This window comes from Coriobacteriia bacterium, from assembly GCA_003149935.1.
Taxonomy (GTDB): Bacteria; Actinomycetota; Coriobacteriia; order Coriobacteriales; family QAMH01; genus QAMH01.
Genome location: QAMH01000010.1, coordinates 137989 through 152110, shown reverse-complemented (window position 1 = coordinate 152110; position 14122 = coordinate 137989). Strand labels below are relative to the sequence as shown.

Sequence of the window (14122 nt, the reverse complement as noted above, 5' to 3'; positions counted from 1 at the left end):
TTTTTTGCTACGAGATGGCCTGCTTGACGCTTGTCCTGCTGGTCAGATAGGTGATGAGCATGTAGCCACCGTATATGGCGACGACGAGGCATGCTGCCATGACAATGGAGGGGAACAAATCGCGCCCGAGAGCCGCGAAAAGCGATTCGGAGAGGACAGCGATGGCGCATGCCGAGTGGCAGACAGCCAGGGCCAGCGGTGCGACGAAATAGATCACGACCTGCTCGAACAGCGAACGGGTGAGCATGCGCGTGTCGCAGCCGAGCTTCGAGAGCAGGCGATAGCGACCCAGCGAGTCGATGGTGAGCGAGAGCAGCTGGATGGCGAGCACGGCTGCAGTCGTGATGAGCAGCACGAGGCCGATGTAGACCGCGAGGTAGGTGATCATGACGCGCAGGCCACTTGCCTGGCCCACCATCTGCTCGCGCGTGATGACGGTGGACACACCCGGCGCATCGACGTCATCGAGGATATCGATGAACACGTCTTCTGCATTCGAACGGGGCGCGTACATGACGTTCACGTATACCGTATCGGGAGTTTCCGCTTGGGCCAAGGTGGCGACGACATCGTCGGGGACCACCATCATGAGAGCGTTGCTGAGCATGTCGAAGTCGTTGAGCTGGGTCTTATCGACGCGATTAGCCGGCGTGAGGTCACCAACCGGCGTGGGAAGTGGCATATGCTGTGCCACGACCGCATTGGCGATGTCCTGCGACGCCGACATGTTGTTGGTGACGAGGTATTCGCCAGATGACAACGTCACGGGTTGCTTGTCGCTCAGGGCAAGCAAATCGTTGAACTGCGTGAGGCTAACGACACATACGCCTTGGTTCAACATCGAAGTGCTGCTCATGGCATCCGAAAGGTGCGTGTTGACAGCGTCCATGAGTTCGCCATAGGTCATGTCGGGAAGCCCGTAAAAGTCGAGCTGCGAGCTGGCGGCGACGAGCGTGTCCCAATTGGCGACATGCTGCTGCAAGTATGCGCTCGTCTGGCTGATGTCGGCATCGACGGGCTTCTTCGTACCCTTGCCGTTTTCGTATACGGTTTCCTCGCCGTACGCGATGATACTCGCATCGTAGGGATTGGCTTCGTCAATGTCACCGGTAAACGCGTCAATGAGGCCCAGGCCGGTGGCAAAGGTGGTGATGGCGAAGAAGAGCAGCACGCACACCACCCAGATGGAGACGAACGACGTGTTGAACTTCGAGGCGACCTGACGCGTGGTGAAGGGGCGCAGACGCTTGAAGTACACGCCGCGCAGGCGCGTGAGCACGGCGATGCCAAAGCCGGAAAGCGAGAAGAAGAACAGCAGCGAACCCACGAGCATGAGCACGGTCGCACGCTGGAACTCGGCATCGAACAGGAGCGTCATGCCGTTGACGTCAAGTTGCCAGTATGCGAGCCCGATGAGGATGAGCGACACGATGAAGAGCACGAGGCACACCCACGGATTGCGGATGATGATCTTCTGTCGCTTGGTCTTGGCGCCGATGAGGTCGATGAGCTTGCAGCGACGCACGGTGATGACGTTGAAGATGGCGACCACGATGTAGATGGCGGCAAAGCACGCAAGCGTCGCGATGCAGGCGATGGGCGAGAAGCTGAACTGGTACTGCGGCATGGCGATGCCGAAGAGCGCGGCCGTGGCAAACGAGAGCAGCTGCGAGATGAGCACGCCGAGGGCAAGGCCGAGGACGAGCGAGCCCAGACCGATGAAGATCGTCTCGTAGAGCAGGATGCGTGATACCTGGCCGGGCTTCATGCCGAGCACGAGGTATATGCCGAATTCGCGCTTGCGCCGGTTGATGAGCAGCTGGTTGGCGTAGATGACGAGAAAGCCCAACACGAAGGCGACGACGACGGAGAAGGTGTTCATCATGTAGCCGGTGAACTCCACGACGTTTGTGTTGTCGGACGCCGCGATGTCGTGCATGACCTGCTGGTCACCCACGGAGTTGAACGCGTAGAACACGGTGACGGCGATGAGGAGCGTGACGAAGTAGATCGCGTAGTCACGAAGCGATCGCCGCATGTTGCGTACGGCGAGTTTAAGCAGCATGGTATGCCTCCCCGCCGAGGAAGGTCACGACCTCCATGATGCGGGCGAAGTACTCCTCGCGCGAAAGCGAGCCCTGGCGGATCTCGTTGAAGAGCTTGCCGTCGGACAGGAAGAGCACGCGGTCGGAGAACGATGCCGCGTACGCGTCGTGCGTGACCATGAGTATGGTCGCGTTGAGGGACTTGTTGAGCATCTCGAGCGTCTCGAGCATGATGGTCGCGTTGCGCGAGTCAAGGGCGCCGGTGGGTTCGTCGGCCAGGATGAGGGAGGGGTCGGCGACGATGGCACGTGCCGCGGCGACGCGCTGCTTTTGCCCACCGGACATCTGGTTGGGGTACTGCTTGAGCGACTCGGTGACGTTGAGCGTGCGCGCGATGTCCTGGACGCGCGCGGTGATGGTCGCGGGACGCGTGCCTTTGATGGTGAGGGCAAGCGCGATGTTCTCCATGCCGGTCAGCGTGTCGAGTAAGTTGGAATCCTGGAAGATGAAGCCGAGCTCGTCGCGACGGAACGCGGAGAGCTTGCCCTTCGACATCGTGGTGATGTCGCTTCCGTTGATGAGGATGCGCCCGGAGGAAGGGCGGTCGATAGTGGAGATGCAGTTGAGCATCGTGGTCTTGCCTGAGCCCGACGGGCCCATGATGGCGACGAACTCGCCGCGCGCGACGTCAAAGCTCACGCCGGCCAGCGCGTACATGAGGTTTTGCCTGCCGCCGTAGACCTTCTCGACGTTACGCACGCAGAGGATGGGGGAGGAGGCCGACGAGGAACCCGTCACGCTGGCAGACGGAATTGCGGTTACTTCAGACATGGATTCCCCTTCCCGAGCGCGGAACTTTGACCGAGGCGTATGCGAGCATGCCCGCGACAAGCGCTGCTGCCACGAGTGTAACCGCTCCGATGCCCTTCGTTACCGTGGATAAGACTTTCGTAGCCTTCATGGGATGACCTTTCGCATAGCGGTTGCCGAACATCCCCTATGGTGCAACGCGCGGATTACAGCTGCCATCGAAGCGGCTTACGTGCGACTTACAAGTTCGTAAGAGTAAGAAGCCGGTAGCCCGCTCGCCGACTTCGCCAATCGATTGCACCCGAAGCGACGAAAACGCGAAGCTGCTGCGGAACTCGCGCGCAAGACCAGCGCGCTCAGACAGTCCTCGCAAGATCGCTTCGCGTTTTCGTCGCTTCTGCAATCGGGGCTTCATTCGACGAGCGGGCTACCGGCTAGGCTATAGCACGCTTTCGTCACAGCGACATGTGCATGCGGCGGCGGTCGTGGGGAAAGCTGAGCTGCACGCGCGTGCCCACGCCCTCTTCGCTCGCGAGCATGATGCCGAGCCCCATCTGCGCGCACATGCGGGCGACGAGGTAGAGTCCCATGCCGGTTGCCGAGCCGTGTGCGCGACCGACCTCGCCCGTGAAGCCGCGGTCGAAGACGCGGGGAACGTCGGCGGCGGGAATGCCGCAGCCGTCGTCGCGCACCTCGAGTATCGTGCAGGCGTGCGGGCCCTCCTTGTCGTTTTCGTAGGCTTCGAAGGTGATGGTGGTGGCATCGTACTTCGCGGCGTTGATGATGAGCTGGGTGAGGATGAACGCAAGCCAGGCCTTGTCGGCCACGACCGTGCTCTGCGGATCGATGTGGATATCGATGGCAACGCCACATGACGTGAGGTAGCGCATGTTCGCCTTGCATGCCTCGCCCACCGCATCGCCAAGCACGATTTCGCGGATGACGTAGTCGTTTACGAGCGTGTCCGAGCGCGCGGTGAAGAGTGCCTGCTCGACGAGGTGCTCGACGCGTTCGAGTTCGAGCTTGAGCTTGCTTGCGTCCTCGCCGTGCATCTTGTCGAGGAGCAGCCGTGCGGCAGCCAGCGGCGTCTTGACCTCGTGTACCCAGAGCTCGGTGTACTGGGTGCGGTCGTGGCTCTGCATCCTGAGCTCGTTGCCCTCATGCGTTGCCTGTTCTGCAATCGAGCGCGCCATGTCGAGTGCGATTTTCCCTTCCAGGAACGTGGGCTCGCAGACGAGCTCATCGAAGTAGCGCGTCTTGTCGAGCGATTCCAGCGCCTCTTCGATGCTCTTCCAGAACCGTGCGCGCCGTCGGTATTCCAGGGCAAACGCCAGGAACAGAACTGCTACGAGCGTGAGGTCGATGAGGAGAATCGCATCGGTGGTCGTGCCGAGTATGACGAGCAAGGAGGTGACGAAGGCGATGGTGACAAGCGCGAGCGTCAGGGCGAGCGCCTTGTCGCGCACGAAGCTGATTGGCGTGAACCGGGCTGTGTCTTGATACTGCATCGGGGCACTCACGCCGCGATCACATAGCCGAGGGAGCGGCGTGTCTGCAGGAAATCGTCGGCAATGCCGATGCTTCCGAGCGTCTTGCGTAGGCGATTGATGTTGACCGTGAGCGTGTTGTCATCGACGAACGCATCGGATTCCCACAGGTCGCACATGATCTCCTGGCGCGAGATGATGGTGCCGGCATTGCGCATGAGCAGGGCGAGGATGCGCTGCTCGTTTCTCGTGAGCTCGGCCGACTGCCCCTGGTAGCGAACCTCGGATGTGCCCAGGTCAAGCGTGACGCCATTATGCGTGATGGTGCTTGCCTCGGCCGATGCAGACGCATGGCGCTTGACGAGCGAGGCGATGCGGGCAAGCAGCACTGCCGGACGGTATGGCTTGGCGATGAAGTCATGCGCACCCAAGTTGAGCGACATGACCTCGGTGAACTCGTCGTTCATTGCCGTGAGGACGATGATGGGTACCTCGCTTCGGGCGCGGACGTCGCGGCATATGGACTGGCCGTCGGCACCGGGCAGTCCCAGGTCCAAGATGACGCAGTCGGGGTTCGCGTCGAGGATGTCGCGCGTGGCGTTGGCGAAGTCGGTGCAGACGCGCGTCTCGTAGCCATCGAGCTCGAGCAGGCGCGCGAGTTCGTCGCGCAGGGTCGAGTCATCTTCGATGATGCAGACGGTGGGCATGATGCGTCCTTATCGCTTGAAGTGTTCTTCCCGTATTCTAGCTGCATCCAGCCTCGGAAACCGAGATGAGCGTCAATCTTACGCAGATGTAAGGAAGCGGCCAACTTTATGAGAAAGTGCGAATAGTCTGCGCGAAAAATAACCCGTACGGGCGTATCATGAAAGGTGCACGAAGGAGGTGGGCGGCATGCTGCACAGGATCGACAAGATGGAGCTTCTGAAGCATATCGTCTTCATCGCCTGCGTCGGCGTCGTGTCGGCCTTCACGTCCATCGTCTTGTGCCTCTGCGTCAACTTCGCCTATCACGTCAACCAGACCTTTGCCTGGACGCTCTTCTTCCTGCCGCTATTGGGCGTCCTGTCGCTTGCCCTCTACAAGGTCTTCAAGCTGCCCTACGACTACTCGACGGATACGCTCGTCGAGCAGATGCGCAATAACGACGTGGTCTCGCCCACGCTCGCGCCGGGCATCATCGTGGGCACCTGCCTCACGATTCTCGGCGGCGGTGCTGTCGGCAAGGAATCGAGTGCCTTTCAGGCGGGTGCATCGGTGAGCGAGACGCTCGGGCGGGCGTTCAAGCTCAAGAACTGCTTCGTCGACAAGCAGGACAGGGAGCTATACGGATACGCGGCGCTCATGGGCATGAGTGCGACGTTTTCGGCCCTGTTCTTCGCACCGCTGGGCGCCGTGTTCATGGTGCTCGAGCTCACGCGCTTCAGGAATCTGAGCCTCCCGCGATTCATCGCGATGATCGTCTCTGCCTTCATTGCCGCCTCCATCGCATATCCCTTTGGCATTGGTGACATCATCCCCCACGTTACCGTCTTGGACATGACCCCCGAGCTCGCGCTCTACACCGGCATCGTTGGCATAGTCTGTGGCATTCTTGGCGGTGTCTTTGGTCGTGCGCTGCGCTTTACGCGCAAGCTCCTCAAGGCGCATTTCAACAAGCCCTATGTCACGGTCATCGTCTCGAGCCTCGTCATCGTCTGCCTCGTCTATGCCTTTGGCCTCTATGACTTCGAAGGCTCGGGCATGAACTTGCTCAAGCACGCGCTCGCGGGCTCGATCGGCACGTACGATTTCGCCATCAAGGCGGGCCTTGTCTTCATGGCGCTTGCCTTCGGCCTCAAAGGTGGCGAGATTATGCCCACGCTTGCCATTGGCGGTTTGACGGGCTGCTCGGTCGGTCAGCTCATCGGCATCGATGCCGCCTTCGCAGGCGCGCTGGGTGTCATCACCTTTTATGTGGGCATGTCACGCTGTCCCATCGCCGGCTTTTTCCTCGGTTGCGAGGTTTTCGGCTGGGGCATAGCTCCTTTTCTGACCATTGGTGTTATCTGCGCTCTCGTGGGCAATCGAGATTATGGCTATTACGGACACGGGCTTCTCGCCGAGGCGCATAGGCAGCTTGCCGCTCGCCATGCTGCAGCATCCGCTGGCACCCCGAATGATGCGGCTGAGCAGCGTTCACCAGAAAAATAGTTCCGTTCACGCAAAAAAACTTTCAATATTTTAAAAAGTATGCTGTTGACTTCTGGTCTCAGTGGAGTAAATTATACGCGTATAGAATATACGCGTATCGGAATAAAGGGATTTCCCCGCATATCCGCATGTATTGGGGAGGAACCATGGCAGCACCAAGGAAGGACGAGGAGCGTCTGCGCCTTTACGCTGCGGCCTTGAAGCTGTTTGGCGAGAAGGGCTATGCCGCCACGTCCTATCAGGACATAGCCGATGCATGCGATACGAGCAAGTCGGTCGTGCAACATTACTACCCGCACAAGGAGATGTTCCTCGTCCTCTACCTTGACGAGCATTTTGCCTGGGTGCGCGAGACCGCGCAGAAGCTCTGTCCTTCGCATACGAGCGCCATCCAGCTGCTGTGCATGATGGGCTTTGTTCACCTCGACAGGCTCGTCGCGGAAGAGAAGGGCTCTCCGCTCATCCAGGATCTTCTCGGCTTCCGCACGTTCATCGAGGGTGTGGTCATGCGCGAGCGTGACTGGATCGTCGCGCATTGGCCCGATGCCATCGACAAGCAATATCTGGGCGATTGCCTCGTCGTCGCCCTCAACGGTGCCTACGGCCTGCTTTCCATCGCATCGCTCGAAGGCCGCATCGTGACGCCGGAATACGTCATGCGTCTATCCTTCGCTCCCTTTGCCATATCACAGGGTCTGAGCCCTGAATACGTAGAGAACGTTATCGAGGAATGCAGCGTGCTGCAGGTAATACAGTAGGAGGAGCGTCATGAGACCAATGGAATTCGCAAAGAGGACGGCGGCCAACAAGGCCATCGACTACTTCATGGAAGACCCCGTTCCGCGTATCGAGAGCATGATGACGAAAATCGACAAAATGCTTCCGGACGCGCTGTTTCCCTCACAGCGTAAAGCGTTTGCCAAGGCCATCGAGGAGCGCAACAACTGGTATCAGCTCTTGTGTCGTATCGGCGAGCTTGACCCCGAGGTCGCCACGGGCATGCTCAAGTGCTTCCTGACCGAGGCGAATCTCATCGCCTGGGACAAGCAGGAGAAGTCGCGTGAGAAGTACCAGTGCAACGTGCCCTGGGCCGTCTTGCTTGATCCAACGAGCGCCTGCAACCTGCATTGCACGGGGTGCTGGGCAGCCGAGTACGGCCACAAACTCAACCTGAGCTACGAAGACATCGACTCCATCATCAATCAGGCCAACGAGCTTGGTACGCACGTCTTCATCTATACGGGCGGCGAGCCTCTCGTACGCAAGGCAGACCTCATCAGGCTCTGCGACGCTCATCCTGACTCCGCCTTCCTCTGCTTCACCAACGCCACGCTGATTGATCGGGATTTCGTCGAGGAAGTCGCCCGCGTGAAGAACTTCATTCCGATCATCTCGGCCGAGGGCAGCGAAGAGACCACCGACGCGCGTCGTGGCGAGGGCACCTACCAGAAGATCGACAAGGCCATGGACCTGCTCAAGGCACGCGGCATTCCCTTTGGCGTCTCCATTTGCTATACGAGCCAGAACGCCGATGCGGTCTGCACCGAGGAGTACTACGATTGGCTTATCGACAAGGGCGTGTTCTTCGCCTGGATTTTCACCTACATGCCCGTGGGTAGGGATTCCCCGGCCGAGCTTATGCCGAGCCCTCAGCAACGCGAGATGCTCTATGACTTCAACCATGCGATGCGGCACGAGAAGCCACTGCTAACCCTCGATTTCCAGAACGATGGCGAGTTTGTGGGCGGCTGCATTGCCGGTGGTCGCCGCTATCTCCACATCAACGCCAACGGCGATGTGGAGCCTTGCGTGTTCATTCACTACTCGAATGTCAACATCCACGACGTGAGCTTGCTTGACGCCCTGCGCTCGCCGTTGTTCATGGGTTACTACCATGGTCAGCCCTTCAACGACAATCATCTGCGCCCCTGCCCGATGCTGGAGAATCCTGAGTGCATCGAGAAGCTCGTGGAGGATTCGGGTGCGCATTCGACTGACCTTGTCCAGGAGGAGACGGTCTACGAGCTCACTGCCAAGACACGTCCCATGGCACAGCGCTGGGCGCCTGTCGCCGAGCGCATCTGGACCGACCCGGGCGATGAGCGCGCTTCCGAGCGTCATCGCGATGATTTGGGCCAGGCAACATCCGATCTCAAGAAGTTCGAGCGCGACGGCCGCGTGGTGCGTAGCGCCTTTGACGAGGAGCGCGACCTACGCAGTGTCGCCGAGCGCGAGCAGGAGATGGATTGCAAACTGCGTGAAATTACCGAAAGCGAGAAGGTGCTCGTCTAGTCTGGCGATGCGCTATCAGATTGACCCATGCGGTCGAGTGAGGAGGGACGCATGAGAGAGAGGAACGTAAGCCGCCGGTCATTTGTGGCTGGCACGGCAGCTGCGACGGCAGCCGCGTGCCTGGGCACGGGAGCACTTCCCGCGGCCAAGGCGCTGGCCGAAAACGTCGATCCAGCTGGCGAATGGGTGAGGACCACCTGCTCGCCCAACTGCACGGGGGCCTGTGGTCTCAAGGGCTTCGTGCACGAGGGACAGATCAAGATGATCTCGCAGGCATCCGATTACCCCTTCGAGGAGTACAACCCGCGCGGTTGCCTCAAGGGACTGTCCATCAATACCATGCTATACGGGCCGCATCGGCTCACCAAGCCGCTCGTCAAGAACGATGAGACAGGTAAGATGGAGGAGACCGACTGGGACACGGCACTCGACGTGGCTGCGACCAAGTTGCGTGACGTCATGGACAAGTACGGGCCGGAGTCCGTGGGCGTGATTTGGCAGGTGCAGGGCACTGGTCATATCCAAAAGGGTTCGATCATTCGTCTTTCCAACATGATGGGGTGGTCGGCCATCGGCTGCTACGAGATGAACGGTGACCTCCCCATGTTCTGGCCCGAGACCTTTGGCGTGCAGAGCGAGGAGCTCGAGTCGTACTGCTGGGAAGATTCCAAGTACACGATGATTTTTGGCTCGAATGTCATGGTCACACGCCTTCCCGATGCGCACTTTCTCAACATCTCGCGTGAGAACGGCGGCAAGGTGGTCAACTTCGATCCCAACTACTCGGCGACCTCCGAGAAGTCGACCGAATGGGTGCGCCTCAAGCCCGATACGGATGCGGCCTTTGCGCTGGCGGTCGCCAAGATCATCATCGACGATGGCCTCTATGACGAGGCCTTCTGCAAGAACTTCACCGATATGCCCCTGCTCGTTGACACCACTACTGGAAAGCGCATCGAGGCTGCCAACGTGGCGGGGCTCTCGGCCCTGCCATCTCCGGCCTATCGCACCACGTACGTGGCCGTCGACGCCAATGGCAGGCCCTTCGCGGTCAACCCCGAGCGCCTCGGTGGCATGGAGGGCTGCACGCTCGAGTACACGGGTGACGTGCGCCTCAAAGACGGCACCACCGCGCATGCCAAGAGCGGTTTCAGGTTGCTGCGCGAGAGCCTCGTGGGCAAGACGGCGCAGTGGGCGAGTGATACCACGAGCATTCCCGTCGAGACCATCGAGCGCATCGCGAAGGAGTGCGCGACCATCAAGCCCATGCACATCATCTTCGGTGGCGCGGGCACGCAGTGGTATCACGGCGATCTCAAGGGTCGTTCGCTCGCGCTCATCGCGGCGCTCACGGGCAACATCGGCCAGCTCGGCGGCGGCATCTCGACCTATGTGGGCCAGTACAAGACGCGCTTCATCCCCGCGTCGTGGTTCAACCCGCCGCGCATGAACAAGCACTCGATGTCATTCCAGTACGCTGTTACCGGCCGTACGGAGACGATGCAGCCAAACGCCTTCCCGCCCAATGGCCTCAAGGCCCTCGTCGTGGGCTGGGGCAACCCGATGGACCAGCATAACGTTGCCAACTGGCTGCGCAGCGCCAAGGAGAGCGGCGAGCTCGAATGCCTCGTGACCCTCGACTTCCAGCGCACGACCACCGTCGACATGAGCGATGTGGCCCTGCCGGCTCCGAGCTGGTACGAGAAGCTCGAGCTCACCACGACGCCACTGCATCCCTGGGTGCAGCTCCAGCAGCAGATGGTCGATCCACCGGGCGAAGCACGCCCCGAAATCTGGATTTGCAAGGAGCTCGCCACGCACATCGACCCCTCGTATGCGGACCAGTGGCCCGTCTTCGACGAGTCGCAATCCGAGCAAGTGGCTGACGAGGTGCTACGCACGCTTCTGGCTAACGGCGGCCCGTACGTCAACCAGCTCACGGCCGAGCAACTGCGTGAGGGACCGGGCAAGCTCTGGCACGCCAATCCAGGCGAGAAGCGCATTCCCTTCTGGAGCCAGATTCACGAGGGGACGCCATTCCCGAGCCAGTCGCTTCCCAATGCGATTGACGTGACGGCACCGTTTGTCAGGTCCGGGCGCATCCAGTTCTACCGTGACGAGGATGAGTTCCTCGAGCTCGGGGAGCAGCTCCCCTGCTATAAGCCCGCCTTCGAGGACACGGAATACAAGGATGACCCAGAGGCGCGCACCAAGTATCCGCTCGCCTTCATCACGCGAAACAGCACCTATCGCGTGCACTCCACGTACGTGAACAACCCCTTCATGCTCGAACTGCAAAACAGCATGCCCAAGATCTTCATGAATCCCGATGATGCCAAGGAGCGTGGCCTGGAGGCAGGCGATTTGGTCGAGGCCTACAACAGTCGTGGCAAGTGCCAAGGCGGCCTCGTGCTCGACCCGGGCATGTATCCCGGACAGGCCATTTTCGATCAGGGTTGGTGGAGCGAGTACATGGATGGCGACAGCTACAACTCGCTCATCTATCCGTGGATTAATCCCACCAACGAGGTGTATTACCTTTCGGGCGTGTGGTCGCCCAACATGGCGTGGAACGAATGCGCATGCAATGTCCGTCTGTTGCAAAAGGGCGGTGCGCGTAAGGAGGTCATGCAATGAGATACGCAATGGCCATAGACCTTGACCGCTGCATTGGATGCAGGACTTGCGCGGTCATCTGCAAGGATCACAACGCAGAACCCCGCGGCATCTGGTGGAACCGCGTCTTTGCACCGGGTGCTCCCGAGTACGGTACCTCGGTGATCGTGGATGGCATGCCTCGTATGGAGTTTCTGCCTATCAGCTGCCAGCACTGCGAAAACGCTCCCTGCCAGCAGGTGTGCCCGACGGGCGCCACCTACACCGACGACACGGGTACCGTGCTGGTCGACTACGAGAAGTGCATCGGCTGCCGCTACTGCATCACGGCATGTCCCTACGAGGTGCGCCAGTTCAACTGGAGCAAGCCCGATGGCGTCGAGGGCATTGACGGCGAATATCGCTGGGGGTATCCGGAGGATTATCGCCAGGACGGGCATCTCGTCTACACGCCAGTACGGCCCGAAGGCGTGGTCGAGAAATGCACGTTCTGCGTTCAGTACACCAACCAAGGCGGCACTCCTGCGTGCTGCACGGGCTGCCCGGCAAACGCACGCATCTTCGGTGACATCGAGGATGCGGATTCCGAGATTTCGCAGTACATGTCCGGGCGCGAATGGCTCGTGCTCGGCGAGTCACATGGCACCAAGCCCAAGGTGTATTACCTGCCTTCCAAGCGCGGAGAGGGGGAGTAGCCATGACACAGAACGTTCAACACGCAAAGAAATGGCCCATCATTCTGACCGTCGTCTTCATCGCGGTCGGTTGCGCGGCATGGATTTGCCAGCTCACCATGGGCCTTCTCGTTGGCTCGGGCATGAGCAATACCTTCGCCTGGGGCCTCATGATCGCGGTTTTCGCCTTCCTTGTCGGCTTTGGTGCAGGTAGCCAGTTTGTTGCCTGCTACATCGTCCTCGGCAACCGGCATGATCTCATGCCCTATGTCAAGACCGCGCAGGTCGTGGCCCTTGCCGGCGCCATCGGCGCAGGCGTGGCGATTCTCATCGACCTGGGACATCCGGCGCACATCATGGCGATGCTCATGGGGCCCAATCCTACGTCTCCGCTTACCTGGGACATGATCGCCCTCACGGTGTTCATCGTTATCGCCATCATCAACCTCATTGCCGTCGCACGACAGAGCAAGCTGCTCAAGTTCTGGATGGTCTTGGGTCTCATCAGTGCGTTTGCGCTGCAGCTTGTCGAGGGCCTGCTCTTCGCGCTCATGGAGGCACGCATCTGGTGGCATAGCTTCATCATGCCCATCGATTTCATCGTGGTCGCCGTCGTATGCGGCCTTGCCGTCGCGGTCATCATCTGCGCGCTCAGACATGACGAGTTCAAACCCGAGGCATTGCACGACCTGAGCTTCCTGCTCGCGGTGGCGATCATCATTCACCTGGCGCTTGCCGTTATCGAGCTGCTGATCGTCTGCTTCGGCGGAAGCGCGGCAGATGGTGGGGCGCTCGCGGCGCTGGGCAGCGTTTGGCTGTTCTACGCGCTTGAGCTCGGCTTGCCCCTGGCGGCGGTCTTCGTGCTGCTTCGAGGCAAGAACGATCCCACCAAGAACATGCTCATCGGCGGCGTACTGGTTGTCGTCGGCATGTTCTTCCATCGCCTCATGCTGCTATATCCGGCATTTGCCAGCCCCACGCTCTATGTGCCGCTTTCCAACGAGCCCTCACCGAGCTGGCCGCTACCTGCCTCAACAGGTCTCTACGATCATACGGGTAATGCCTTCGAGATTGCGCAGGGCTATATCCCCAACTTCTTCGAGTGGGCGAGTATGCTGTTGCCTCTCGGCGTTGCGCTGGCCGTTTTTCTCGTGGGGACTTGGTTCGTCGGCAGGATAGACAAACCCGTCTCGACGACGAGCGCCCAAACGTTCGATGCATCGCATGCTGTCGCATCCGATGAAGCCGTCGTAGTTGACGAGATTGATGACGAGCCGATTGATGGAGGCATCGTCGACAAGGTCGCCGTCAAGGAGGCCGTCGCCACTGACAAGAAGGAGAAGTCCCAATGAAGCCAATGAGGAAAGCGCTCGTTCTCGCGCTCGGCGCGCTGCTCATGGCGAGCGCGGCGCTTTGCATCACCGCATGCGGCCAGGGCGCATCGAGCGGCACGGCATCATCGAGTGCCGCGTCATCGGATGAGGCAAACAAGACGCTCGTCGTCTATTACTCGGCCACGGGCAACACGGCCAAGGTCGCCGAGGTCATCGTGAACGAAAACGACATGGACGTCTCTGCCATCATGCCCGAGCAGCCGTATTCCACCGAGGACCTCGCCTGGACCGACGAGAACAGCCGCGTTTCCAAGGAGCACTCCGACCCTGCCCTCCAAGATGTCGCCCTTCTTCAGGACACGCCCGATAACTGGGATTCCTACGAGACGGTCATTATCGGCTATCCCATCTGGTGGGGTCAGGCGGCCTATCCCGTTGCCAGTTTTGTCAAGGCCAATGACTTCACCGGCAAGACCGTCATTCCGTTTTGTACCTCGGCCTCGTCCGATATCGGCGACAGCGCCCAGAACCTCGCAGACCTTGCCAAGGGCGGGGAGTGGATGGGCGGCATGCGCTTCCCGTCCGATGTGAATAGTGATGAGGTGCGTCAGTGGATCGACGACCTTGGTCTTGAGAACCAGAACCTGTAAGGCAAGATCGAGGGAAGGGAG

The 14122-nt window shown here is 60.1% G+C and carries 11 protein-coding genes; 7 read left to right on the top strand and 4 right to left on the bottom strand.

Going from position 1 to position 14122, the window contains the following annotated elements:
• Positions 1-7: 7 nt before the first annotated feature.
• The 4 genes from DBY20_09265 to DBY20_09250 form a co-directional block, all read right to left on the bottom strand.
• Positions 8-2065: an ABC transporter permease gene (locus tag DBY20_09265; protein ID PWL77538.1), complete on the bottom strand. Its 2058-nt coding sequence runs from the start codon at positions 2063-2065 to the stop codon at positions 8-10.
• On the bottom strand, positions 2055-2876 hold the full coding sequence (locus tag DBY20_09260; GenBank protein ID PWL77537.1) for an ABC transporter: 822 nt from the start codon (positions 2874-2876) through the stop codon (positions 2055-2057). Before DBY20_09260 ends, DBY20_09265 begins: the two co-directional genes overlap by 11 nt.
• 434 nt (positions 2877-3310) lie before the next feature.
• On the bottom strand, positions 3311-4363 hold the full coding sequence (locus DBY20_09255) for a sensor histidine kinase (GenBank protein ID PWL77536.1): 1053 nt from the start codon (positions 4361-4363) through the stop codon (positions 3311-3313).
• Between the two features lie 8 nt (positions 4364-4371).
• The gene (locus DBY20_09250; protein PWL77535.1) at positions 4372-5049 is read right to left on the bottom strand and encodes a DNA-binding response regulator; all 678 of its coding nucleotides are present in this window, start codon (positions 5047-5049) and stop codon (positions 4372-4374) included.
• 187 nt (positions 5050-5236) lie between these two features.
• On the opposite strand from DBY20_09250, the gene DBY20_09245 reads away from it, so the two are divergent.
• The 7 genes from DBY20_09245 (at position 5237) to DBY20_09215 (ending at position 14101) form a co-directional block, all read left to right on the top strand.
• Positions 5237-6535: a chloride channel protein gene (locus tag DBY20_09245; GenBank protein ID PWL77534.1), complete on the top strand. Its 1299-nt coding sequence runs from the start codon at positions 5237-5239 to the stop codon at positions 6533-6535.
• Positions 6536-6663: 128 nt separating this feature from the next.
• A complete protein-coding gene (locus tag DBY20_09240) occupies positions 6664-7293 on the top strand; it encodes a hypothetical protein (protein PWL77533.1) in 630 nt (209 codons plus the stop codon).
• A gap of 10 nt (positions 7294-7303) precedes the next feature.
• Positions 7304-8827, top strand: coding sequence for a radical SAM protein (locus DBY20_09235; protein ID PWL77532.1), 1524 nt, complete (start codon positions 7304-7306; stop codon positions 8825-8827).
• 51 nt (positions 8828-8878) lie between these two features.
• Positions 8879-11464, top strand: a complete 2586-nt coding sequence (locus tag DBY20_09230; GenBank protein ID PWL77531.1) for a molybdopterin oxidoreductase — start codon at positions 8879-8881, stop codon at positions 11462-11464.
• On the top strand, positions 11461-12138 hold the full coding sequence (locus tag DBY20_09225) for a 4Fe-4S ferredoxin (protein ID PWL77530.1): 678 nt from the start codon (positions 11461-11463) through the stop codon (positions 12136-12138). The genes DBY20_09230 and DBY20_09225 overlap by 4 nt, the downstream gene beginning before the upstream one ends.
• Positions 12060-13469: a hypothetical protein gene (locus DBY20_09220; protein ID PWL77529.1), complete on the top strand. Its 1410-nt coding sequence runs from the start codon at positions 12060-12062 to the stop codon at positions 13467-13469. The genes DBY20_09225 and DBY20_09220 overlap by 79 nt, the downstream gene beginning before the upstream one ends.
• Positions 13466-14101, top strand: coding sequence for a flavodoxin (locus tag DBY20_09215; GenBank protein PWL77528.1), 636 nt, complete (start codon positions 13466-13468; stop codon positions 14099-14101). Before DBY20_09220 ends, DBY20_09215 begins: the two co-directional genes overlap by 4 nt.
• The last annotated feature ends 21 nt before the right edge of the window (positions 14102-14122 follow it).

Coding starts and splice junctions, on each gene's coding strand:
- DBY20_09250 (PWL77535.1), bottom strand. CDS start 5,049: ATGCCCACCGTCTGCATCATCGAAGATGACTCGACCCTGCGCGACGAA.
- DBY20_09260 (PWL77537.1), bottom strand. CDS start 2,876: ATGTCTGAAGTAACCGCAATTCCGTCTGCCAGCGTGACGGGTTCCTCG.
- DBY20_09245 (PWL77534.1), top strand. CDS start 5,237: ATGCTGCACAGGATCGACAAGATGGAGCTTCTGAAGCATATCGTCTTC.
- DBY20_09215 (PWL77528.1), top strand. CDS start 13,466: ATGAAGCCAATGAGGAAAGCGCTCGTTCTCGCGCTCGGCGCGCTGCTC.
- DBY20_09225 (PWL77530.1), top strand. CDS start 11,461: ATGAGATACGCAATGGCCATAGACCTTGACCGCTGCATTGGATGCAGG.
- DBY20_09220 (PWL77529.1), top strand. CDS start 12,060: ATGGCTCGTGCTCGGCGAGTCACATGGCACCAAGCCCAAGGTGTATTA.
- DBY20_09230 (PWL77531.1), top strand. CDS start 8,879: ATGAGAGAGAGGAACGTAAGCCGCCGGTCATTTGTGGCTGGCACGGCA.
- DBY20_09240 (PWL77533.1), top strand. CDS start 6,664: ATGTATTGGGGAGGAACCATGGCAGCACCAAGGAAGGACGAGGAGCGT.
- DBY20_09265 (PWL77538.1), bottom strand. CDS start 2,065: ATGCTGCTTAAACTCGCCGTACGCAACATGCGGCGATCGCTTCGTGAC.
- DBY20_09235 (PWL77532.1), top strand. CDS start 7,304: ATGAGACCAATGGAATTCGCAAAGAGGACGGCGGCCAACAAGGCCATC.
- DBY20_09255 (PWL77536.1), bottom strand. CDS start 4,363: ATGCAGTATCAAGACACAGCCCGGTTCACGCCAATCAGCTTCGTGCGC.